22 protein-coding genes, 1 tRNA gene and 1 other annotated feature are annotated in these 23,993 nt (G+C 37.2%); of the genes, 3 read left to right on the top strand and 20 right to left on the bottom strand.

The window, feature by feature from the left end; all coding sequences use genetic code 11:
• Positions 1-137: 137 nt before the first annotated feature.
• The 11 genes from IGL90_RS09785 to IGL90_RS09835 all read right to left on the bottom strand — a co-directional run bounded on the left by IGL90_RS09785 (position 138) and on the right by IGL90_RS09835 (position 14,268).
• On the bottom strand, positions 138-956 hold the full coding sequence (locus IGL90_RS09785; protein WP_002359679.1) for a MetQ/NlpA family ABC transporter substrate-binding protein: 819 nt from the start codon (positions 954-956) through the stop codon (positions 138-140).
• A 14-nt stretch (positions 957-970) separates the two neighbouring features.
• On the bottom strand, positions 971-1,657 hold the full coding sequence (locus IGL90_RS09790) for a methionine ABC transporter permease (protein ID WP_002362617.1): 687 nt from the start codon (positions 1,655-1,657) through the stop codon (positions 971-973).
• Positions 1,650-2,687 carry a methionine ABC transporter ATP-binding protein gene (locus IGL90_RS09795; protein WP_048737955.1) on the bottom strand — a complete coding sequence of 346 codons (1,038 nt, stop codon included), beginning with the start codon at positions 2,685-2,687 and terminating at the stop codon, positions 1,650-1,652. The genes IGL90_RS09790 and IGL90_RS09795 overlap by 8 nt, the downstream gene beginning before the upstream one ends.
• Before the next feature lie 113 nt (positions 2,688-2,800).
• Positions 2,801-3,048 (bottom strand) — a binding site (T-box leader).
• Positions 3,049-3,101: 53 nt separating this feature from the next.
• Entirely contained in the window at positions 3,102-3,416 is a 315-nt protein-coding gene (locus tag IGL90_RS09800; protein WP_002413422.1) for a glycine cleavage system protein H, read from the bottom strand.
• 5 nt (positions 3,417-3,421) lie between these two features.
• Positions 3,422-3,781, bottom strand: a complete 360-nt coding sequence (locus tag IGL90_RS09805; protein ID WP_002359675.1) for an arsenate reductase family protein — start codon at positions 3,779-3,781, stop codon at positions 3,422-3,424.
• 24 nt (positions 3,782-3,805) lie between these two features.
• Positions 3,806-4,993 carry an FtsW/RodA/SpoVE family cell cycle protein gene (locus tag IGL90_RS09810; RefSeq protein ID WP_048737953.1) on the bottom strand — a complete coding sequence of 396 codons (1,188 nt, stop codon included), beginning with the start codon at positions 4,991-4,993 and terminating at the stop codon, positions 3,806-3,808.
• 243 nt (positions 4,994-5,236) lie between these two features.
• On the bottom strand, positions 5,237-6,673 hold the full coding sequence (locus IGL90_RS09815; RefSeq protein ID WP_002356635.1) for a helix-turn-helix domain-containing protein: 1,437 nt from the start codon (positions 6,671-6,673) through the stop codon (positions 5,237-5,239).
• Entirely contained in the window at positions 6,674-7,375 is a 702-nt protein-coding gene (locus tag IGL90_RS09820; protein WP_002379695.1) for a bacterial Ig-like domain-containing protein, read from the bottom strand.
• 198 nt (positions 7,376-7,573) lie between these two features.
• Positions 7,574-12,097: a bacterial Ig-like domain-containing protein gene (locus tag IGL90_RS09825; protein ID WP_163404244.1), complete on the bottom strand. Its 4,524-nt coding sequence runs from the start codon at positions 12,095-12,097 to the stop codon at positions 7,574-7,576.
• A 175-nt stretch (positions 12,098-12,272) separates the two neighbouring features.
• On the bottom strand, positions 12,273-13,604 hold the full coding sequence (locus IGL90_RS09830; RefSeq protein WP_048737951.1) for a hypothetical protein: 1,332 nt from the start codon (positions 13,602-13,604) through the stop codon (positions 12,273-12,275).
• A 112-nt stretch (positions 13,605-13,716) separates the two neighbouring features.
• Positions 13,717-14,268: a helix-turn-helix domain-containing protein gene (locus IGL90_RS09835; protein WP_002362234.1), complete on the bottom strand. Its 552-nt coding sequence runs from the start codon at positions 14,266-14,268 to the stop codon at positions 13,717-13,719.
• Positions 14,269-14,481: 213 nt separating this feature from the next.
• Between IGL90_RS09835 and IGL90_RS09840 the strand changes: the two genes are divergently transcribed.
• Positions 14,482-15,189 carry an AzlC family ABC transporter permease gene (locus tag IGL90_RS09840; RefSeq protein WP_002356628.1) on the top strand — a complete coding sequence of 236 codons (708 nt, stop codon included), beginning with the start codon at positions 14,482-14,484 and terminating at the stop codon, positions 15,187-15,189.
• Positions 15,176-15,502 (top strand): AzlD domain-containing protein, encoded by a 327-nt coding sequence (locus IGL90_RS09845; protein ID WP_002362235.1) that lies wholly within the window; start codon positions 15,176-15,178, stop codon positions 15,500-15,502. The genes IGL90_RS09840 and IGL90_RS09845 overlap by 14 nt, the downstream gene beginning before the upstream one ends.
• A 49-nt stretch (positions 15,503-15,551) precedes the next feature.
• Here the strand turns inward: IGL90_RS09845 and IGL90_RS09850 are convergent.
• Positions 15,552-15,624, bottom strand: a tRNA-Thr gene (locus IGL90_RS09850).
• 158 nt (positions 15,625-15,782) lie between these two features.
• Here IGL90_RS09850 and IGL90_RS09855 point away from each other — a divergent pair.
• Positions 15,783-16,019: a hypothetical protein gene (locus IGL90_RS09855; RefSeq protein ID WP_002381528.1), complete on the top strand. Its 237-nt coding sequence runs from the start codon at positions 15,783-15,785 to the stop codon at positions 16,017-16,019.
• Positions 16,020-16,092: 73 nt separating this feature from the next.
• Here IGL90_RS09855 and IGL90_RS09860 read toward each other — a convergent pair whose 3' ends face one another.
• The 8 genes from IGL90_RS09860 to IGL90_RS09895 all read right to left on the bottom strand — a co-directional run bounded on the left by IGL90_RS09860 (position 16,093) and on the right by IGL90_RS09895 (position 23,851).
• On the bottom strand, positions 16,093-16,365 hold the full coding sequence (locus IGL90_RS09860; RefSeq protein ID WP_002362236.1) for a membrane protein: 273 nt from the start codon (positions 16,363-16,365) through the stop codon (positions 16,093-16,095).
• A gap of 105 nt (positions 16,366-16,470) precedes the next feature.
• Entirely contained in the window at positions 16,471-17,100 is a 630-nt protein-coding gene (gene upp, locus IGL90_RS09865) for a uracil phosphoribosyltransferase (protein ID WP_002356624.1), read from the bottom strand.
• A gap of 131 nt (positions 17,101-17,231) precedes the next feature.
• Entirely contained in the window at positions 17,232-18,470 is a 1,239-nt protein-coding gene (gene glyA / locus IGL90_RS09870; protein WP_002356623.1) for a serine hydroxymethyltransferase, read from the bottom strand.
• Positions 18,471-18,545: 75 nt separating this feature from the next.
• Positions 18,546-19,568: an L-threonylcarbamoyladenylate synthase gene (locus IGL90_RS09875; RefSeq protein WP_002356622.1), complete on the bottom strand. Its 1,023-nt coding sequence runs from the start codon at positions 19,566-19,568 to the stop codon at positions 18,546-18,548.
• 43 nt (positions 19,569-19,611) lie between these two features.
• Positions 19,612-20,445, bottom strand: a complete 834-nt coding sequence (prmC, locus tag IGL90_RS09880) for a peptide chain release factor N(5)-glutamine methyltransferase (protein WP_002379699.1) — start codon at positions 20,443-20,445, stop codon at positions 19,612-19,614.
• Positions 20,438-21,511 carry a peptide chain release factor 1 gene (prfA, locus tag IGL90_RS09885; protein WP_002356619.1) on the bottom strand — a complete coding sequence of 358 codons (1,074 nt, stop codon included), beginning with the start codon at positions 21,509-21,511 and terminating at the stop codon, positions 20,438-20,440. Before prfA ends, prmC begins: the two co-directional genes overlap by 8 nt.
• Before the next feature lie 11 nt (positions 21,512-21,522).
• Positions 21,523-22,107: a thymidine kinase gene (locus IGL90_RS09890; RefSeq protein ID WP_002356618.1), complete on the bottom strand. Its 585-nt coding sequence runs from the start codon at positions 22,105-22,107 to the stop codon at positions 21,523-21,525.
• Between the two features lie 226 nt (positions 22,108-22,333).
• Positions 22,334-23,851 (bottom strand): flavocytochrome c, encoded by a 1,518-nt coding sequence (locus tag IGL90_RS09895; RefSeq protein WP_002356617.1) that lies wholly within the window; start codon positions 23,849-23,851, stop codon positions 22,334-22,336.
• Positions 23,852-23,993 lie beyond the last annotated feature (142 nt).

The following is a 23,993-nucleotide window of genomic DNA, read 5'->3' on the forward strand; positions in this document are numbered from 1 at the left end:
GGACAGGAGCAGCTTCTTCGGAAATAAGCTGAACGTCCTTGAGAGACAAAAAGCATCTTTCAGAACTTTCTTCTTATTTCTTGAAGCTTAACACGCCTGTCCCGACCTCAAGTTTTTATTCTATTGTCATTTTCTTTTTATTCATTGACTGGAACAATGGCACCGTTCCATTTTTTTGTAATCCAATCTTGAACTTCTTTGCTACGTAACACTTTGACTAATTTTTTTACATTTTCATTGTTTTCGTCTTCTTTACGAACCGCAATAATATTAGCATAAGGTGAACTTTCTTTTTCTAAGGCAATCGCATCTTTTTTCGGATTTAATCCTTGATCCACGGCAAAGTTTGAGTTAATTAAAACCGCAGCCCCTTCTTCATTGTCATAAAGAGTGGTCATGATTGCTGGATCACTTTCATGATTGAATTTCAACTTTTTAGTATTTTTATCAATATCATCGAAAGTAGCAGTTGTCCGGTCTACCCCTTCTTTCAGCGTGATTAAACCAGCATCTTCTAAGATAGTTAATACGCGTGGCCAATCTGAAACGGAAGAGCTAACGTAAATCGTTGAACCATCAGGAATTTCTTGTAACGATTTGTATTTTTTCGAGTAAAGCCCAACTGGTTCTAAATGAATCGCACCTGCATTCACAAAGTCATAATCATTTTCTTTAACCGCTTCATTAAAGAACGGCACATGTTGGAAATAGTTGGCATCGATATCGCCACTTTCCAACGCCTTGTTAGGTAGCACGTAATCTGTATAAGTCGTCACTTCTAATTTTACGCCTTCTTTTTCTAATAAAGGTTTTACATGTTCTAAAATCTCTGCATGTGGAACTGGTGAAGCTCCAACTTTCAAGACCGAGTCATCACTCTTTTTATTGCCGCAAGCCCCTAAAACTAAGACAGCTACTGCTACAGTAATTACTGACCATAATGTACGTTTTTTCATCTTATTCCCTCCATTTATCGTTTATCTATTTTTTTAGCGACTGTATCCCCAATCCATTGAATCGCAAAGACAATAATTAAGATACAAATCGTTGCTACTAAGGTAACTGTATTTTGACCACGTTGGAAGCCATCTTGATACGCCAAACTTCCTAAACCGCCCGCTCCAATAGCAGCTGCCATTGCAGTATATCCCACTAAGGAAATGGTTGTAACGGTTAAGCCAGAAACAAGCGCTGGCAGACTTTCTGGTAATAGAACTTTCCAAATTATTTGGAAACGATTGGCCCCCATTGCTTTGGCTGCTTCAATCACGCCTTTATCGACTTCACGAAAAGCAATTTCGACCATGCGAGCATAAAAAGGTGCTGCGGAAATAATCAATGCTGGTAAGGAGCCTTTGACACCAGACATACTTCCTAAAATAATTTTTGTAAAAGGAATTAACAGAACGATTAAGATAATAAACGGAATCGAACGGAAAATATTTACAAAAATGGCCACTAGCCAATACAGTAATCGGCTCAAAATCCCTTTTCTGCCTGACGTTTCAAAAAGTAGTAGTCCTAAAATCAGCCCTAAAATGGCGACCACTATGATTGAAATCCCTGTCATATAAAGTGTTTCAATCGTTTTTTCTTGTAGTTTACTTATATCAATTTGCGAAAAATCAAAGAAACTTGCTAAGCCACGATTATTCATTTCCAATCACCTCTGTTTCTACACGAAGTTTACGTAATCCTTCAATGGCTGCTAGAATATTTTGCTCTTCGCCTAATAATTGAATATAAAGAGAACCCACTGCACCCTGCTTTGTTTGCTGAATGTTCCCTTGAATAATACTGACTTCTACTTGATATTCTCGGACAATATGCGAGATAATTGGCAATTTCGCTTGTTCGCCGTGGAAAAGTAGGCGAACAATTTTTCCATTCGGATATTGTTCCAACATTTCTTCAACAACCAGTTCCGTTTCTTCAATGTTTTTATCCGCTTCTTGTTGGATAAAGCGTTTCGCAATTTCTGTTTGAGGCTTTTTGAAAATATCGATTACTTTACCTTCTTCAACAATTTCACCATATTCCATCACGGCTACGCGATTACAAATTTTACGAATCACGTGCATTTCATGGGTAATTAATACAACCGTTAAATTTAATTCTTGGTTGATTTTTAGTAGTAATTCTAGCACCTCATCAGTTGTCTGCGGATCCAAAGCACTCGTTGCTTCATCACAAAGCAAAATGTCAGGATTGTTAGCTAAGGCACGGGCAATCCCCACTCGTTGCTTTTGCCCACCAGAGAGTTGACTTGGGTAGGCGGTTTCCCGTCCTTCTAAACCAACCAACTTGATTAACTCTTCTGCGCGGCTTTTCCGATTTTGTTTTGGAACGCCAGCAATTTCCAATGGGAGCATGATATTTTCTAGGACCGTCCGTGACCATAATAAATTAAAATGTTGAAAGATCATCCCAATTTTTTTACGGAAGTTTCGTAGTTCTTTATTTGGCAACAATGCAATATCTTGTCCTTGAATTTCTACTTCACCTTCTGTAGGTGTTTCAAGTCCATTCAATAAGCGAACCAACGTACTTTTTCCTGCACCCGAATAGCCAATAATGCCATAAATATCACCAAATTCAACCGTTAAATCAATATCTTTTAAAGCCGTGACTTTACCCGCTTTACCGGAAAACTCTTTTTTTACATGACGTAATTCAATTAATGCCATTTTGTTCTCCTCTTCTTTCTGTTCTACTTTCTTATTTTGAAGGTTTAGCACTTTTTATGAAACGAATTTGCTTAATAAAAACAAAAAAACTTCCATCCTTTTGCTATTACAGCAAAAAGGACGAAAGTTTGTCATTTCGTGATACCACCTTAATTCGCTATTATTTCTCAATAATAACCTCATACGGTACTTGATTCTTCGCATACCGTTGGCTGTAACGGGCGCCCCGTAGTAAGTTCACTGCTTCGCTCACTTACTCTGCTCAAAGACCATCTTCCATCTTAAATCTGTTACCCATTCTCAGCAAACAGGGCTCTCTTCAAACGTCCTTAACATGTACTCTTCTTTTCAAAGCTTTCTTTTGATTAGATTGAGAAAATTATAGCAATAAACATTGGCCTTGTCAACGTAAGACTAAAGATTTTCAAATTCTGTTGGTTCAACATCTGCTAAAACAGCAATCCAGGCATTTTCTTCATCTAACGCACTTGGCTCTTGATCAGCCGCTTCATTAATCGCGACTACCTTACCAGATAATGGACTACTGAATTCACTGACTGCTTTTTCTGCTTCTAATTCAATTAAAGAATCACCTTTAGCTAATGTTTGTCCGACTTTTGGAAACGTTGCAAAAGTAATCTTTCCTAAATCCTCTTGGGCTTCGGCGGTTAAACCAATTTTATAACCTGCTTCTGTTGGTACGATCCATAATTGATCGATTTGTTTCATTTCACTCATTTTCCAAGCACTCCTTCGTAATCTGCTTCTTTAAAACCATTCGTTAGAAATGTATTGTCTTTTAAGAGAATTGGACGCTTAATCAACATGCCATCCGCAGCTAAACGCTGACTTGCTTCTTCAATAGAAAAACTGTCAACAAGATCTTTTAAGCCTTGTTCTCTATATAAAACCCCACTTGTGTTAAAAAAACGACGAACAGGCAAGCCGGTCTCTTTCATCCATTTTGCTAATTGTTCACTACTAGGCGGTGTTGCTTTAATATCAATTGCTTGGTATTTAACGCCTTGTTGGTCTAACCACGCTTTCGCTTTTTTACAAGTTGAGCATTTAGGATATTCATAAAGTGTGTACATTTCTACCCCTTCTTTCTTCTTTCTTTAACGACCACTTCTGGTACGAACCGTTTCTTGTTGGTAACGCATGGACATAATTAAGCCCACCCCAATCATGTTACCTAAAATGGAAGAACCACCTTGACTAATAAACGGTAATGGAATCCCAGTTAATGGTAGTAAACCAATATTCGCTCCAATGTTTTCAAAAACATGGAACAAAATCATCATGATAATTCCTGTGGCAATGTAGGCATAGAATTCATTATTTGTATCAAAACAAACGCGAATCATGCGGTAGATTAAAATAAAATACAACAAAATAATGAAACAGCCACCAATAAAGCCAAAGTTTTCACCAACAACTGTAAAAATCATATCTGACTCACGAACAGGGACATACACATCACTCACGTTAAAGCCTTTTCCGAAAAGGCCCCCAGAACCAATTGCTGTTAATGCTAGCGCTGGTTGGAATGAGCGATCTGGATCTGTATGGAAAGGATTTAGCCATAAATCAATCCGATCAAATTTATAGGCTTCGACCCCTAACTTAGACAATAAATCTCTACCTGTTTCTGTTGTAATCAAGTAAATAGTTCCAGCTCCGACTAGAGCAGCTAAAATAAAAACTGGCACAATAATTTTCCAAGTAATGCCAGACATTAAGAAAACTCCCCCAAAAATGGCTAAGAAAACTAACATCGTCCCGAAGTCTTTTTGTAAAAGTACTAAAACAATTACCGGAATCGCCACTAATAGCATTTTAGCAATTAGCCAAAAGTCGCTTTTGAGTGTTCGGTCCACATATTTGACATTATGCATGGTCACTATATAGGCCAACATCAAAATAAACGCAATCTTCATCAATTCCGATGGTTGGAATGTGGTGCCACCAAAGCGAATCCAGTTTTTAGAACCTGTTTGCTCTGCTAGCACGGGGTCATAGAATTTCAGTAGTAATCCCATTAATACTAATCCAAGTGTATAAAAAACGGGCGTTAACCGCCAGAGTAATTTTGAGCTAAAATGCATAATAATGACAATACTTAATCCTCCGACTAAATACCACAGTCCTTGTTTCATTAACAAGCTTCCAATTTTAGGTTTGCTTGGATCATTGTAAAGCGCTACGTAAAGCGATAGCATACCAATTAGTGATAAAAGAAAAACTGGTAATATCACGCCGTAATCAATTCGACTATCTAAATTTGTTTTCTCTTTTCTATTCATTCGTCATCCCTTTTCCTTTGTTCATACGTTTTTTATTATATCTTTCTCACAGAAGAAAAGAAAGGAATTCTACTATATTTGAGAAAAACTTTAGAGAATTGGTCCTTCACTAGCAATTTTTTCTTTTTCTTCAATCCTATTTGGCTTTTATTTAAAATTTTTTACATCAGTGATAATGAGAAAGTTTACTATAAACATTCAGTAACAAAAAACAGTCGCAACTAAAACACGTTGCGACTGTTTTTATTCGCTTTTTCTTTGTTTCGTTTGTTGTAGCTCTTTATTAATTCGGACAATTTCGTTGCCAAAATTTTGCCAGTCACTGGCTCGCGGGGGCGCTAACCAAATTAAACATTTTACTGAAAATAACGTTTTTGGTAAATAATCCGAAACTACTAAATCAGTATCTGGTCGAATCGCTGAATGAAAGTGAATGCTGAAAGATTCGAATATTTTGATTTGTTCTTTGATAAACTGAGTATATTTTTCTCCTTGCGTAAAATTCACATAAAGATTGATCGTGCTTTTTTCATTCCTTTGGTCATAAAGACGGGATAACACTAATAGCAAATCAAAAAATAAAGAAAGCTTACTAAACTCAAACGCCGAGCAATCCAACGCAAATAAAAACTGACGACAGCTATTAAAAACAATTGGGTAGCGTTCCTGAAAAAATTCTAAATCCATAATTCGTAAGGTGATATCGATGAACGGCGTAATAAAACGATGTTGATAAATAATCGGAACAATTTCTTGATAAAATTCTTCGTCCGAAATTGTAAACGGCATATAAGAAAAGAATAATGTTTTCGTAGCCGTAATTGCCTCATTGTGAGAACTCAGCAAATGTTCCGAAATAAGTTCACTTTGATAGACCGATAAATTGCCGATAATTCCTTGAATTTCTGCGTTTTTCTCTGCATGAGTCGCCTTCATCACTTCGTTGATCCAACTTTGAATTTCTTGATAAATCGAACTTTCTTCATCAAAAGCGAATGGATTTTCTTCTTGGGATAAAAAATAATTAGCTTTTCTTTGCGTTCGTTCTAACGCCACCAATACATAATGTTTAAATAAATGAAAATTAGTGATATTTTCATAAGAGCCTTTCAATTGAGCCAATAATTGGTTAACTGCGCGAAGATCTGTTTGATTATATAATTCTTCAGAATCTTTGTAAATTCGGTAATAAAGCATAGTAAAATATTGTCTAATCGCCATTTCATTGCCGCTAAGTTGTAAATTTTTGGATAACTTAATACCGTATTGACCTAATTCTTTCCGGATATGGTCAACAATTTTGTATACAACCGTTCGACTCATCCCGTGCTTTTCACCGTATTTTTTGATTGAGGTAAACTGATGAAAGAAAATCGTTTTTAATAGATTAAATTCTAACGAGTCTTTTAAATAATATTCTTCAATAATACTTGAAGAAATACGAAGGCTTTGAGATAACAAAATTTCATTATTTTTTTCACTGATTTCCATCTCATTAATCAGACCAAAGCGTTGCAAATCTGCATTGATTTCTGTTATGTTCCGTTCTAGCAAATAAGGAGAAATAGCTAATTGCTTACATAAACGATCTTTTCGTTCAGAAAATGAATATTGTTGCTCTAACTTTCTAATAATCGCTAATTTTAAATTTTCTCGATCATCTAATAACAAGAATTCCATTTAAACTCTCCTTGTTCCATACAAAAGTGAGCCTGACAGGAAGCTTAAAGTGGTGCCAAATTGAGAGGACCCACTTGCCGCTCCTCCAGTAATTTCCACTGGGGCTATCGTATCTATTTTTTTCAACAACTCATCATTTAACAGCACCTTTTTATTTACTCGTTCCTGTTCAATTTTATTTTTCTTTTTCTCCTGTTTTGTTTGTTGCTCCTTGTCCTGTCTCGAGGCAATAATTGATCTTTCTGGGCCAATCATTGCTTGACTATAAGGAAGCTCTGCAAGCATATTCCCCTCTGCAGCAAAATTAGTAGGGTTGACATACACCTTCGCAATAGAAAGGTATGACTCGTAACGGAAGGTTACAAAATAAAGGCCTACTTTTTGAGTATTTACATTATTTTCTATAATTACATTTTCTAAATTTAAAGGGCGACCCTCTTTATCTTTTAGAAAAACGACATTGTCTAATGGTGACCATGCTTGATTAACTCCTAAAAACGTGTCTTTTAATTTAAGTTCCGTTTGATTTTCTTTGACCGTAATGGTTGCTGTTTCAATTTTGCCATCCACTTCATAAGTCACGGTGTATTTGCCTGGTGTTGTCGCTTCGTTTGCATAGCTATTCACTGAAGCAATCAACATTCCTGAAGAAAGAAATAAGGCTGTGCCGATACTACCATAATAAATAGTTCGCTGGTTCATCTCGTTTATTATTCCTCCAAACTATTTCATAAAAATAACTATCTTAACAGAAAAACCTGCTAATAGGTGTTCTTAAAATAAAAGTCACTTGTAAAACTTCCTATTTTCCAAGGAAACAGCTACCCTCATTCATGCACTTATTCATCTTTTAAGCGTGGAACAAAAGTTACTTTAAACTTTTGCCCCACGCTCATTTAATTATTTTCGTTTCTTCTTGATGACTATACCACTAATAATCACAATAAGTAATACAACAAGTCCTAGCACACGATATAGACCATTAGTTTGTTCTCCCGTTTTGGGATAACGTCCTTGCTTGTCAGGTTTCACAATGTGTGTGACATACTGACTACTTTTTATCGTGGTTTGATTCGTTGAAGAACTAGTCTGGTTGTTCTCATTTTTATCTGGTAGCGGTGTAGGATTACGATCAATCACATGAACAGTTGCTACTGTCGTTAATTGACGAGGTGTTTCGTTTGAAAACATTGAGAAAAGTCGTGACTGCACAGCTGGTTTGGTTTCATTAACTGGCTCAGTGGTATAGGAAATCTGGTACTCTCCTGTTTTCTTTGTATCAACTTCCCCTTTTACTTGAACCTTATCAAAGGATATAGCATGACCATCACGATCTGTCGCTGAAACGAAATTATCTTCTGGTTTCCACGAATCACCAACATAAATCGTTGTATCTTTAACCTCTAACTTAGATTGGTCGGGTTTGACGGCCACATGGGCTGTTTCTTCTTTACCTTCGTAACTGTAAACGATTTGATAAACGCCTGCTTTGGTGTTATCAACTTGACCTGAAACAGTGATTTTTTCGAATGGGACATCTTGGCCTGTTTTATCTGTCGCTGAAACAAAGTTCTCTTCTGCTTCCCATGAATCTCCCACATAAATCGTTGTATCCTTGACTTGTAAACGACTATCATCACGGACATGAACGATTGCTTTCGCTTCTTTTGTGCCATTTTTATAGACAATTTCATAATCGCCTATTTTATCAACATTCACTGTTCCCTGAACATCAATTTTTTCAAAAGGAACGTCTTGACCTGTTTTGTCTGTCGCGGAAACGAAGTTATCTTCTGCTTCCCATTTATCACCCACATAAATTGTTGTATCTTTAACCTCTAACTGACTGTCATCACGGACATGAACGATTGCTTTCGCTTCTTTTTTGCCATTTTTATAGACAATTTCATAATCGCCTATTTTATCAACATTCACTGTTCCCTGAACGTCAATTTTTTCAAACGGGACATCTTGACCTGTTTTATCTGTTGCTGAAACGAAATTATCTTCAGGTTTCCATTTATCGCCGACATAAATCGTTGAATCTTTTACCTCTAACTTAGACTGGTCGGCTTTGACGGTCACATTAGCTGTTTCTTCTTTACCTTCGTAACTGTATACGATTGGATAAACGCCTGCTTTGGTGTTATCAACTTGACCTGAAACAGTGATTTTTTCGAAGGGAACGTCTTGACCTGTTTTATCTGTCGCTGAAACAAAGTTCTCTTCTGGTTTCCATGAATCACCCACATAAATCGTTGAATCTTTGACTTGTAAACGACTGTGATCAATTGTTTTCGTTAATGGAATTTTTAGTTGGTTGTCTCCTTTGACCAGCTTAATGGCTTTTCCTGTCAAATACTCTTCATCCACGGAATATTCCTGCGGTACATTCGTTACTCGCAAAGTATAATCACCTGTCATGATGGCATCAAAGAAGTATTGACCTTTTTCATCTGTTGTAAATTCGGTTGCTGTATGCGTGACATTATCAATTAGTTCAAAAGAAACCTTCGCAATTGCTTGGTTTTCATCCTCTATGTTATGCGTATAGAATGTGGCAGTTGCTAAATAAACAATACCTTCCGCATCGCCTTCTGAGAATTTCAATGTGATTGGTGCAGTGGTGACTTTTTTCTTGTTAGCAGACATCTGGTCCAATGTTTCAGAGTCGATTGTTGTTTCTGTATAGATTTGGCCAGCGTTTGCAGAGACAGTATTGTATTCAATCGTAATGTTTTCTGTCAATGTATAGTCTTTAAAAATGACTTTCGCACCGTTTGTAGTCTTCTCTAATGAATAAGCATCTTCTGGCACGCCTTTCACGGTAATAGAATTCAAATCAATTTGAGCATTGGTTGTGCCTTTTGGTGTTAATTCAATCGTTGGATTTTTCACACGATGTGTTTTATTATCAATATTTTTTGTTGTTACTGTTGTTTTTGTTACATTTTTTAATGTTGGATTCGCCGCTTGTGTTGCACTCAAAATGTCTAACGCTTCATTTTGAACAGAAACCGAAGCAGACCCTTCATTATTATTCGATTGTGGTTCTTTCGCTGTCCCTGTTATAGAAAGAGTTGGCACGTCGATCCAGCCATTGGCGTTTTTATACTCAATAATGTAACGTTTGTTGGTTTTTCCAAAATCAAACGTGTAACTATTGGTATTTTCGTCAAAAGTAATCGTTGGATATCCAGGGCTGTTTGGCGTCATTGGTTTATCAAAGTATTGACCGCGGTCCCAGTATTGTGGATAAATTGAATCTACCTGATCGTTTGAAACATCATAAATGTCAAAAAGAACATCGGCGCCAGCTGGAATTTTTGTACGGACGCTTAGTGAGTCAAAAGAATCATTTCGTGCATTGACAAGGAATTGATTTTTACTACTTTGAAGTGTTCGTTCTGAACCAATGTGTCGATTGGTATTTACTTCTGTTTCGATAGGGGAAATGCCATCAGCACTCATTGTCACAGGAATTTTATCAAAAGGAATACTTTTATCTTTTGGTAAACTATCTGGCACGTAATTAAAGCCAATTGGAATTTCAATCTCATTTGTAATTGGCGTAGTGAACTTAATGATCGAACCATCTGAGGTTGGTGTGACTGTATAATCTTTCCCTAAAACATAATATGAAAAATAAATATCTTTTGTGGCTCTAACAGATAGATATTGCGGATGTTTTATTTTAATCTCTAAATTTTCAATGGGGTTGGCCTTACTACCTGCTACAGCAATTTCGGTATCACTCATATAAGCACCGTTTCGATCATAATTTCCCCATGTCGCTTCCGCATTCGTAGGATTTAACATAGCGATTGGCTCCACGTATTGATCAGATAGTAACTGAATGGCTTTATTGGGACCAATTACAGGTGTACTTAATGATAGATTAATATCTTTCTTGTCAAAATCCATTGTTAAATCAGAAATATTTATTCTTAAATAGCTATCTTTTGTGGCCGTTAAGATAAGCTTGCCACCTTCAGTTTTAATATCAAAATAGTCTTCCAATTTTACATTTTCATATAAAGGACCATACGCCGTAAATTTAGGATTCTTAATTTCTTGACCGTTTGTACTCTCTAATACGATTTGTTGACCCACTTTTGTTTCTGTTAACGTGCCATAAATTGTTACATAATATTTCCCTTTGCTTTGAAAACTGATATAGGACATACTACGCATTTCACGATCAGCAATTACTTTACTTGTTTGACTCGTCTTAGCAGTAAAATCGGTTGTTTGTTTAGTTCCTGTCGTACTTTTCAAAGAAATTGACCCAATTTTTGTTGTTGGATACTGCTGCGAATATAAGTAGTTATAGTCCGAAGCACTCTCTAAATAAATTGTCCGATTAATCGATAAGGAATAGGCTTTTTGTTGATTCATGTTTGGAACAGTTACAGCAATCCGCCCGAGTGAATTATCGCTTAATGTATAATCTTTGCCAGGTGTTAACAAGGTTTGCGTTTCTGGTAAAATTTGACCATTAATGTCGACATCGTAACTGAAAACTTGAGGTTCCAAGTTATCTTGTTTTCCAAAGACAGCGCCTGGCGTCTCTGTTGTTAATAATTCTAATGTTTGATTGCCAGTTAACGTCCGGTCTAAATTATAAAAAATTTCGCCATCTAACCCCGTCGTTCTGGTTCGTTCGTTATATTGAATTGGTTCCACTTGTTCATATAAATCAAACGAGTAGGTTTTTTTATTTTTTCCTGGAGTTTCAATTTTGATTAATGGTTCCGCCTCTGTTGTTAGATAACTTTTTAGTTCTACTTTAAAGGAAGTATCTGAAACTCGTTGATTAAACGTAATACTTAATGTTTTGGTCGCCGCATCGACTGCCCAAGTTGCGCCAATGCCTGTCACTTCTCCGCTGACAGTTGAATAACCTAAATGTTCTGGTAATTGAACTGTATAAACTGATCCAGGTGCATAACCTGTGTTTCCAACAGCAAATTGGAACGTAGCGGTTACCGGTGTTGTATTTAATTCGCGGTGAACCTCTGTTTGGCTGTATTCTGTTCCACCAATCGGCGCAAGACTCATACTGTCAAGTAGTTCATCTGTAATTGGCGCTTGAACATCTGGCAGGGCTTTTTCATTAAGTGAGGTGTCCTTGTCCTCCGTTGTTTGTTGTTCAGATGGTGTAGCAGCATCACTGGAAGCTGTTGTGCTCGCCTCTGTGGTTTGCGATTCAGTTGTTGCAGTTGGTTGATTCATTTCTGAAGTAGTCGTTGTTGCTAAAGGTAAAGATGGTGTTGAGTTCGATAACTCTGCCTCTTTTTTTGCTGTATCAGTGGTCTCTGTTTGTGCTTCTGTCGTTGTTACAGCATAGGCATTTACGGCAAACCCGAAATTTTGTGCGAGAAGTATACTCAACATCACAAAAGAAAAAGTTTTTTTCTTCATACTAATCCCCTTTCAATAAAATTCATATAACCTAATAATAGCTTGTTAAAAATGAAACAATTGATTAATTTTTTTTGAATCTTCGAAAAAAAAAAACATCTTTTCATAAAAAAATACTTGGAAAATCAGCCACAATCACTGTTTTTCCAAGTATTTTTTTATTAATATTTGTAAATTATCGTTTCTTTTGACGAAAAACGACCACGAAATAAACTGCAATAAACAATAACACTAAGAGCGAGTTACTATTTTTAATGAAAGTTAAAAATTGACTTGTTTGCATTGAAATGCCTTTGCCGCCAGTCAATTCTAATAAAAATTGTGTCGTGCCACCTTTGCCTACTACAGTGACTAACATAAGCGCCATCAAAATAAATTGATGGAATAAACTCCCTTTTGTTTGTGTTGTGTATTTGATAAGGATGCGGCTATCTTTTGGCAAATCTGTCTCTTGATAATATCGCCTAGCTAAAAAGCTATTCAATGTGCTTTTGAAAAAACTCAAGAGAAACAGGCCTAAAATAGTCCACGAAGTAAGAAGTAATATTTCCAAACTTCCCGCCAGACCAATCATTGGTATGTTGTTTGACCATTGTTTCGTTTTACTAGCTGCAATCATTGCAAAAATCATCCCTAAAACATAAGGTAAATAGAGATAGATGCCCATATGAGCTCTGCCGTAAACCCCTGCAACATAAATGGAACCAAATAAAAATAAATAGTTCCCCACAATCCCGTTAATCAAGGTCGCAAGATTCATTTCTAATGATACTTTATACGCACCGCGTTTGCCATAATGACTAACGAAAAGGACAGCCACCACAAAGAAACAGCAGGCGCCAACAATCGCATAATCAAATTCCACCGCATTCGTTAATAAGCGACCACTTCTTAATAAAAGTAATAACACAAAAAAGATAACAAACAGAATTAATTCTTTTCGTGAAACTTCTGCTGATTCTTCTTCTAGCTCGTTTAATGAAACAGGATAGCTCTTGATTGCTACTAAAGCAACCAGAAAATAGAGCGCGTACACCAATAACGCCAGTCCAATCTCAGTCGCTTTAAAAAATAAAGCGCCAAATAAAACAGCGGTCAATAAGACTGTCGTTAAAAGATTGCTATGACTGATTTTTTGACCTTCTTCTTTTAAGAAAAAGCGAATTGATTGATTACTTGGTGGCAACAACGCTCCACTAAGTCCTAACAACATTCCTGAAATACTATAAAGCGGGAAAGAATAAGCGCCGGCAATCCCAATTAAGGAGCCTGCCAAGCCTAACAATAGAGAAATCTTTAGTAGACCTAGACTAGTTAAAGACAAATTAATTCCTCGAACCAGAAAAATGCCTGTCATACGCAATGTATAAAATAAGACAAATGGTAAAATTGTTAGAAGGTTGTGTCCATCACTCAATTGAATGTAAAGTAAATAAGGCACAACAATAATCGTATTACTTAGTAAACTTAATGCTGTATTACCAAGACTTTCAATTTTTTTATTCATTTTGACCTCTTCTTTTATCTTTCATTTTCTATTATTTTTAGGGTAGCATTGTTTACTTTTTTTGTCCATAAAATAACAGATGCAGCAATTTTCTAATGTTTATTTTCCACTGTTACGTATAATAGTTAATGACGACTGCTTGGACTTTCTCTGTTCCGTCATTTATATACGTGTGTACTTGATTAGCATCAAAATACATAGCGGCGTCTTTTGGAAGAAGGTATCTCTGACCGCCCACTTCAAGAGCTAATGCTCCTTGAATAACCATGACATATTCTGTCGAACGTTTTGAATGCCCAACAGCTTGATACTTTTTCCCTGGATCTAATTCAAACTGAAAGAGTTCAAAGTTTCTTTCCTGGTTGTCCGAGTAGTAATTAAAGACTCGATAGGAGTGATCTTCAGAATGTTGTGTTACCGTCTCAGTTTTTTTAACCACGGGATTTTCTTTAACATAGTCATCTTCTAATAAATACGTATATGGAACATTGAGTCCATTACTTATTTTCCAAATTGTATTTATGGTAGGATTGGTGGTTCCTTTTTCAATCTGCGAAAGCATCCCTTTACTCACTCCGGTTATCCCAGCTAGTTCATCTAACGTAAGTTTTTTTTCTTGTCTAATTTTTTTTAAATTATTGCCAATAATTGTATTAATCTCCAAAATAGTTGCTCCTTCTGTTTCTTTTTATCATCCAAAAGTTTAATATATTGAACAAAAGTATTCTTTATTGTATTATACAATATATATCTTAGTTGTTCAAAAGGAGTGGTTAATAATGAAAACGCTCATTCGCTCGTTGTGTCTCATTATCGAAGGTCTAGATTTTCATACACACGTGTTTAAATTTTATACAGAAAGAAGGAAAAAAAGAGAATGAACCACCAATTAGATGCACGCACTGGCATTCGTGAAGCCTTGCCAACGGTTTTTGGCTATATTGGTATTGGCATTGCTTTTGGTATCGTAGGACAAGCAGCAGGTTTTTCCCCTCTTATTGTTAGTGCGATGTCGTTTTTTATTTTTGCAGGATCTGCTCAGTTTGTAACAGTTAGTATGTTGACTGGCGGCAGCCCTATCTTATCTATTGTGTTAGCGACTTTCTTAGTAAATGCGCGTATGATTCTTATGGGAATGACCATTGCGCCTTACTTTAAAGCCGAATCTCTCGGTAAAAATCTCTGGTTGGGAACCTTACTGACGGATGAAAGTTTTGCACTAGGAATGAATAAATTAAACCACACCAAAGGACGTTTAAGTTTTGAGTGGTTTAATGCTGCCAATTTGATTTCCTATGCGACTTGGGTTTTTTCGACGATCATCGGTGCCTATCTAGGGCGCTTTATTGCAAACCCTCAAGCATTAGGTCTTGAGTTTGCGGTCGTGGCTATGTTCATTGGTTTACTCTATCTGCAGATAATTAGTGATCGTTCCATGAAAATCGCTTTACAACTCATCATGGTCCTGATTACTTTTGGTTTGATGTCTATTGGTCTAATTTTTATTCCCAGTAATTTAATTGTCTTAGTTGTCACGTTAATCGGGTGTGGAATAGGAGTGATGATAAAACATGCCTTCTTCTGAGTATCTCTTTTTAACAATTTTAGGCTGTACCGTTGCAACCTGGCTTTCAAGAATACTGCCATTTTTACTTTTAAAAAAAATCAGTCTGCCACAGAAATTATTAGAATATCTAAGTTTTGTTCCAATTGTGATTATGTCCGCCTTATGGTTTAGTAGCTTATTTGAACAAAGAATTGGGCATTTACCAAGCCTCAATCTTCCTTATTTATTCGCTTCATTTCCTACCATTTTAGCCGCAATACTTACTAAAAACTTATTGCTTATTGTACTGGTAGGCATTGCTTCATTTGCACTAATCCAAAATTTTATCTAAAAAAACAGACAGGCACTACCAGATGGTAGTGCCTGTCTGTTTTTTTAGATGCCAGCTGCAGGGATCGAACCTGTGACCTACGCGTTACGAGTGCGTTGCTCTACCAACTGAGCTAAGCTGGCCTGAAACAAATCTATTATAGGACTTTCTACTTTATTTGTAAAGTCTGTTTGTTATTTATTTATGCAAAATCTCTTTAAAATAAGCCAAATAGCGACTTTACAAACTTTTTTCTGAAAATGTGGTATAATAGAGATATCAAGAAAGGATGGTTTTTTGTATGTCAAATTTTAATGGTATGGTTACTCCTGTTGTTCCATCGGATGCTGGTAAGGATTTCGCCGTTGACACCCATGTTACTTTTCTTGTTCACGGACAGCCACAAACAGGCGTTGTTACGAAACAATTAAAAAATGCCGCTGTCGTCGAAATTGACGAAACGCAAAAAAACAATCACTTAATGGTGCACAGCAATGGTGTGATTGTTATTAATTACAAACAATTGAAAAAGATTTAATTCTTCAAGCGTGGGAAATTTCCCCCGCTCTTTTTTATGTACAGAATTGGAATACTTTCCAATTCGTCGGAAACTATAATGCTGTAATAAACGCAAAAAAACCAAAAATAATTCCGGGCACATTAGCAAAAATAATGGACTTATCTCGTGTTTCTCCATCGTCTCCATATAACCCATGAATCGTCCAAAAAATACAATTAATCATTGCCACTAATGGTTGCGTCGGATTGCCTTTTTCCCCATGTAAATTTCCATAAATTTGCGGAATATACGAAACATACATCAAAACTGACATCACACTAGCAATCACAGCGATAGCGTGTAAGGCTTTTTTATTCTTTTTCATAGCTCCTCCTTTGTTTTTTTATTTTTTATTATACACCTAGAAAAGTTCTTTAAGCAAAAGAAAACCGTTAGTAACCATAATCGGTTACCTAACGGTTTTTTGTTATTATTTTGTTCCGAATAAACGGTCACCAGCATCCCCTAAACCAGGAACGATATAGCCGTCTTCGTTTAAGCGCTCATCTAAAGCTGCTGTATAAATATCTACATCTGGGTGCGCTTCTTGTAAAGCTTTCACACCTTCTGGAACGGCCACTAGACATACAAATTTAATGTTGCTAGCACCACGTTCTTTTAATGAATCGATGGCCATAATTGCGGAACCACCTGTTGCTAGCATTGGGTCAACAACAAATAATTGACGACTTGCAATGTCTTCAGGTAATTTCACGAAGTATTCATGTGGTTGCAATGTTTCTTCATCACGATAAAGTCCAACGTGTCCAACTTTCGCTGCTGGAATTAATTCTAAAATCCCATCAACCATGCCAATGCCGGCACGTAAAATAGGAATGATTGCTACTTTTTTCCCTGAAAGTGTTTTTTGTGTTGATTTACCCATCGGTGTTTCGATGACAACATCCTCTAAAGGCATATCCCGTGATACTTCATAAGCCATTAACATAGCAATTTCGTTGACAACTTCGCGGAAAACCTTTGTCCCACAGTTCTTTTCGCGAATCATTGTTAGTTTGTGTTGAATTAGCGGATGATCAATTACTTGAAATTTTCCCATATCTATTCTCCTTCATTATTTTATTCTTTCTTATTGTAAAACAAAAGAGCCTAGGACACAAGTTGAATTCCTTAAATCCTAAGCTCCGACTCTTATTTGTACAGAGAATCGCGCTTCAGCTATCCCTGATGTTAGTTATATAATGGATATTTTTTAGTTAGCGCTGCTACAGCTGCTTTGACTTCATCATGAACTGCTGTATTTTCTGGATCTTTTAAGACTTGAACGATTAATTTAGCAACTTCTACCGCATCTTCTTCTTTAAAACCACGTGAAGTAATTGCAGGCGTTCCAATACGGATACCACTTGTTTTAAATGGACTTAATTGTTCAAACGGAATTGAATTTTTATTGACAGTAATATTTACACTATCTAAAATAGCTTCTGCTTCTTTTCCATTTAAACCAAAACCTGTCACTTCAATCAGTAATAAGTGGTTATCTGTTGCCCCACTAATTAAACGAGCTTCTGGCGCTTGATTGAAAACTTTCGTCATCGCTTGCGCATTTGCAATCACTTGCTGACTATATTCAGCAAAACTTGGATCCAATGCTTCTTTAAAAGCTGCGGCTTTTCCGGCAATCACATGTTCCAATGGGCCACCTTGAATGCCTGGGAAAATACTACTATTTACTTTTTTCGCCAATTCTTCGCTATTTGTCAAAATTAAACCGCCACGAGGACCACGCAATGTTTTATGGGTCGTACTTGTTACGATATCAGCATACGGAACTGGATTTGGGTGCAACCCTGAAGCTACCAAGCCTGCAATATGCGCCATATCAACCATTAACTTGGCATCTACTTCATCAGCGATTTCACGGAAACGTTTGAAGTCAATCGTTCGTGAATACGCACTTGCGCCTGCAACGATTAGTTTTGGACGATGTTCTCTTGCTAAAATTCGCACGACATCGTAATCGATTACTTCTGTTGAAGGATCCACTCCATAACTGACAAAATTATAGGTTTTTCCACTAAAGTTAACGGGCGAACCATGTGTTAAGTGACCACCAGCTGATAAATCCATCCCCAAAATGGTATCACCTGGTTCAACCAATGAAAGGTATGCCGCTGTATTGGCTTGAGAACCTGAATGGGCTTGTACATTCGCGAATTTTGCACCAAATAATTCTTTGGCACGATCGATAGCTAAATTTTCTACGATATCGATAAATTCACAACCACCATAGTACCGTTTGCCAGGGTAACCTTCTGCGTATTTATTCGTTAAAATACTTCCTTGGGCAGCCATAACTGCTTTTGACACGACATTCTCAGATGCGATTAGTTCCAAGTTATTTTCTTGGCGCTCTTCTTCTCTTGCAATTGCATTCCATAAATCTGGGTCATACGTTTTGTAATCCATTCAAACAACACTCCATTTTGTTTTCTTTTGTCTGATTGTATCATACTTCTGTGTCAGCTTCGTTACAAATACCTCTTATTTTTCAAAAAATTTTTGATTGGCTGATTTTTTCAAGCGATTCATGTAAGCAGTGCCTAAACCAGTTTCTGCAAATCCTTGCGCAAAAATCGTGGTAGCTCCTTGCTCATCTAACGCTCTTAACCCTGCAAATAGTTCTTTTGTGGCATTTTCAACCGTTTCTGCACCATAAGAATAAACAAACGCATTTTCTGTATCTAGTTGTGCTGCCTGTTCATCACTTAAAAATAAGCCGATTTTTTCCTGTTGTTCTTTTGCTTGCTGAATCGCCGCTTGCCATTCTGCTGTTTGACCGCTTATAATCCAAACTTCCGCATCAGGAGAATAGTGTTTGTATTTCATCCCTGGCGCTTTGGGTGCTGCAGTTTCACTAATCAAATGTGTATCGATTTTCACTTGGGGAATAATGCTTTCCAACTGCTCTTTGGTAATTGCTCCTGGTCGTAAAATAACTGGCACACCATCTTCCGCCGTTAAATCCAAGACCGTTGATTCCACCCCAATCTGCGTTGGGCCATCATCTAATATGGCAGCAATTTTCCCCTGCAAATCATGATAAACATGCTCTGCAGATGTTGGACTAGGCTTGCCAGAAGTGTTCGCACTTGGTCCGACCAACGGAACATTGGCTTGTTCAATCAAAGCTAAGGTCGCTTGGTTATCTGGCATACGAAAAGCGACTGTCTCTAAACCACCTGTTACTGTTTTAGAAAATGTATCGCTAGGCACATTAAAAATTAAAGTTAATGGTCCCGGCCAAAAGGCAGACACCAATTTTGTAGCGACTTCTGGTAAGGTCGCCACGTATTTTTTGACCATCTCAACGTTGTTCACATGAACAATCAATGGATTATCACTGGGGCGGCCTTTTACTTGGTAAACTTTTTTTACTGCCGCTTCATTTAAGGCATCGGCACCTAAGCCATAAACAGTTTCTGTTGGAAAAGCCACTAGCTCGCCTGCTTGAATGGCTGCTGCTGCTTGGGCTATTTCTTGTTTGGTTAATTTTTTTGTTTCCATTGCAAATCGCTCCTTCTAGAAAAGTGGCGACGAAGAACCTTAGTTACTCGGCTATCGCGAGGCGATCGTTGCCAGATAAATCTTTTTCAATTTTAATTGTTTTTTGTGGATAGGCGGCGCTCAATAATTCTTGGAGGGCCGCGCCTTGTTGAAACCCTATTTCAAAATAAATTTTACCGTCTGCTTTAAGCATCGTTTGACTTTCATGAATTAATTGTTGGTATAAAGCCAAACCGTTATTTTCAGCGAATAAAGCGGTTTTAGGTTCATACGTTCGGACACTTGCATCCATTAAATACCATTCTTGTTCACTAATATAGGGCGGATTAGAAATAAGCAGATCAATTTTTTCAGAAGCAACTGGCTGTAAGCCATTCCCATGATAAAATTCGATGCCAGCACCTAATGCTTGCGCGTTTTGTTTAGCGACAGTCAACGCTTCCTCTGAAAGATCAATGGCAATAACTCGCCAGTTGGGCCGTGCCAGTTTCAAGCTAACCGCAATGGCACCTGTCCCTGTTCCGACATCCACGACCGTCAAAGGAGTATCTGGATTGGCTTTTAAGCAACGCTCGACTAATTCTTCTGTTTCTGGCCTAGGAATCAAAGTATGTTCATTAACAATAAAGGAATGTCCATAAAATTCAGCTTGTCCTAGTAAATATTGTGCTGGGTAATCTGTCAATAATTGGGCTAAATCCGTTTTTAATTGTTCCTCTTCTTCTTGGGGCATTTCTTCTTGCATATGCAGGAGCCACTGCGTTTTATCCCAACCTTTACGTTCTAAAAAAACATAGTGAATAGCGTAGCCTTCTTTGCCTTGCGCCTCTAAAAAAGAAGAAGCCCAGTTAAGGACTTCAAAGTAACGTTTAGCCATTTTGCATCTCTTCTAATTTCGATGTTTGATCATATAAGACTAATGCATCAATGATTTCATCTAATTTGCCAGCAAGAATCTGGTCTAGTTTTTGGATGGTTAAACCGATACGATGATCCGTTACTCGATTTTGCGGGAAGTTATACGTTCTGATTCGTTCTGAACGATCTCCGGTCCCCACCGCCGATTTACGGTTAGCATCATATTCACTTTGTGCTTCTTGTTGAATTTGGTCATACACACGAGCACGCAAAACTTTCATTGCTTTTTCACGGTTTTTTAGCTGTGAACGTTCATCTTGCATTGCGACTACGATTCCTGTTGGTAAATGGGTTAATCGAACAGCCGAAGCGGTTTTATTGACGTGCTGTCCACCAGCGCCACTTGCATGATAAATATCGACACGGATATCTTTATCAGCTAATTCGATTTCGACTTCTTCCGCTTCCGGCATAACTACAACGGTTGCTGTCGATGTATGAATCCGTCCTTGTGATTCTGTTGAAGGAACTCGTTGCACGCGGTGAGCGCCACTTTCATATTTTAATTTTGAAAAGACGTTATCTCCTGAAATCATCATAATTACTTCTTTATATCCACCGATTCCAGTGACGTTCGCTTCTAAAACTTCCGCTTTCCACCCTTGTGCTTCTGCATATTTTTGGTACATATTAAATAAGTCGCCAGCAAAAAGTGCGGCTTCATCGCCACCGGCTGCACCACGGATTTCCATGATGATGTTTTTATCATCATTTGGATCTTTTGGTAATAATAAAATTTTAATGCGGTCTTCTAACACTTCTTTTTCTTTTTTCAAATCAGAAAGTTCTTCTTTCGCCATTTCGGCCATTTCCGCATCTAAGTTTTCACTTAAAAGTTCTTCGGCATCGCTAATCCCTTCAACAACTTGTTTATATCGGCGATAAACCTCAACCGTCTCACGTGTATTAGCTTCTTCCTTCGATAATTCCATGAAACGTTTTGTATCACTAATGACTGCTGGGTCACTTAATAATTCGCCCAATTCCTCATAGCGATCTTCAATAGATTGTAATTGATCGTACATAGTGTCTCTCCTTACTGTTCTTCATTCACTGTTTTTGGATGAAAATAATGTTTGCGACAAACAGGATAGTAGGCTTCATTCCCACCAATTTGGACTTGATCCCCTTCATAAACGGGTTTGCCATCAATATAGTGCAAGTTCATAGTTGCTTTTTTATGACAGAACCAGCAAATCGTTTTTAATTCTTCTAATTTGTCTGCATATAAAAGTAAATACTTTGAGCCTTCAAATAATTCATTTCTAAAATCATTCTTTAGCCCAAATGCCATTACTGGAATATCTAATTCGTCAACAATTCGTGCAAATTCAATGACATGATGCTTGTTTAAAAATTGACATTCATCGACTAATACGCAAAAAGGTTTGTAAGACAAATCATTAATCAAGTCAAAGACATTGGTTTCTTCAAAAATTGGAATAGCATCTCTGCGTAATCCGATGCGACTGGATACTTTCCCAACACCATCACGTGTATCTAGTCCACTGGTCATCAAAACAACTGGTTTGTCTTGTTCTTCGTAATTGTGTGCTACTTTTAAGATTTCAATGGTTTTACCACTGTTCATTGCGCCATACTTGAAAAATAATTGAGCCATGTTCACTACACCTTTCCGTTAGTTCCTTACGTATTTTACTATATTTTCAGCAAAAAAGCAGTATTTTTAGCTAAAATGGTCGTGCATTTTTCTGAAAAAAACAGAATCTACGCCAAAGTCATTTTAGTAGGGCTATTTATACTCCAACTAATGATCCTGCTAGTATGCAATAAAAAAGCCCGAAATTGTAGTTATTTGACTACAATTTCAGACTTTTTAATGCTAGTTATTTTTGAGCAGAGGCAAATTCTGCTGATTGCGTACCTGCTTGACGACCATAAATGATAATATCGGCGATTGCATTGCCTCCGATACGGTTTTGACCATGTAAGCCACCTGTTAATTCACCAGCAGCATATAGACCTTTAATTGGTGTGCCATCTTCACGTAAAACTTCTGTTTTCGTGTTGATTTTCACGCCACCCATTGTGTGGTGAATCCCTGGTGCAATTTTAATTGCGTAGTAAGGGGCTGTGCTTAAGTCAGCTTCCATTCCAGTTGTCCGGCCAAATTGTTTGTCATCTTTGGCATTAACATCTTGGTTCCAAGTATCAATCGTTGCTTTCAATGTATCGGCAGGCATGCCAATTTTTTCAGCTAATTCTTCAATCGTTTCACCTTTTTCCACGAAACCTTTTTGATCATAGAAATCAATGGCTTTTGCACGGTCGCGAACGCCTTGGTCAAAGACTAAATAAGCTGATTTTTCTGGTAAGGCATTGATTGCTGCAGAAACTTTGTCGCGTGTATCTAACTCATTAACAAAACGTTCTCCTTTTTGAGAAGCCAAGATTGCGCCTTCTCCACGAACTGCTTCACCAATTAAGAAAGCATCGCTTTGTTGAACAGTTGGGTGAATTTGAATTTCTTTCATATCCACTAACGCACCGCCAACTTTTTGAATCATTTGGATACCGTCACCTGTTGTGCCTTCTTGGTTCGTTGTAACATAGTTTTTCAATTCTGGTTTGTATTGTGTAATTAATTTTTCGTTGGCACCGAAACCACCTGTTGTGACAACGACTGCTTTTGCTTTAACTGTTTTTTCTTTATCATCTTTCATTTTCACTTTTACGCCATCGATTTGACCGTTTTCTTCAACTAAGTCTGTGACGTCAGCATCAACAAACAATGGAATTTTTTCTTCGCGAACGTTACGTACTAAACCGTCAACTAGATAGCCCCCAATTGCTGATCCGTCAGCAGGTCGGTGTGTGCGTTTTTCGCTCATTCCACCTGTAATCGTTAAATTGCTCAATGTAATTCCTTTTGTATCTAACCAATCAATTGCTTCAGCTGAATGATCAACAAAATAACGTAGTAATTCTTGATCGTTGGTTCCTTTACCGCCTTTTAGTGTTTCTTCAAAGAATTTATCGTTGCTATCTTTAATGCCTTCTTTTTCTTGGAATTTTGTTTGTGAAGCATTCATTCCTGAAGACGATTTAATTGTATTCCCACCTGCAACAGGCATTTTTTCTAAAATAACTGGATTCATGCCAGCTTCTTTGGCTTGTAATGCAGCGGTCATCCCCGCACCACCTGAACCAACAATAACAACATCATAACTGTCTTTTAGTTCACTTGGATCTGTATAACCATTAGCAGAGGCACCAGATGTTGCTTCTGTTTTTTCAGAAGACGCTTTTGTTTTACCAGCGGCTTTTTCTTGATCGCTTGTACAACCTGTTGCTGCACCTAATAATAACCCTAGGGAAAGAACTCCCATTAACACTTTTTTCATTGTTTTCCCACCTTATAAACTATTGATTTCTACCAACACAATTTCTTATTTTTCATTTGAATAAAAATAACAGTTTGTTACATAAAGTGAACACATTCACATATCAACCGAAATAAAAAAGCTACCACTACTTTTTAAAGTT

It is taken from the genome of Enterococcus sp. DIV1307a, from assembly GCF_050537425.1.
Classification (GTDB): domain Bacteria; phylum Bacillota; class Bacilli; order Lactobacillales; family Enterococcaceae; genus Enterococcus; species Enterococcus faecalis.